The following is a 329-nucleotide window of genomic DNA, read 5'->3' on the forward strand; positions in this document are numbered from 1 at the left end:
GGTCGTAGGCATGGAGCAGCAGGTCCACGCCCTTGCGGGGGAGGCAGGAGGAGATGTGCAGCAGGCGCGGGCCGGGGGGCAGCGCGATGCCCGGATCGCGGGCGGGGACGCGCAGGATGTGGTCCACCACCAGGCCGGTGACGGGGGCGGGGAGGCTGAGGCCGTTGTCCCGCAGGACGTCGCGCACGTAGGTGGACATGCACAGGACGGCGTCCAGGCGGCGGTTGAAGCCCTCGATCCAGGGGGCGGGAAAGACGGACTCCTCCCAGCCGTAGGGGCCCATGAGGCGCCAGAGGCCGGTCATGCCCTGGGTGCGGGGGGGGTAGCAG

Annotated in this window: 1 protein-coding gene; it reads right to left on the minus strand. The window is 72.9% G+C overall.

Annotated features, from left to right (window positions below):
• On the minus strand, positions 1-329 hold a 329-nt coding region (locus tag CKO33_RS13235; RefSeq protein ID WP_200182694.1), incomplete at both ends, for a glycosyltransferase family protein.

It is taken from the genome of Ectothiorhodospira mobilis, assembly GCF_016584115.1.
GTDB lineage: Bacteria > Pseudomonadota > Gammaproteobacteria > Ectothiorhodospirales > Ectothiorhodospiraceae > Ectothiorhodospira > Ectothiorhodospira mobilis.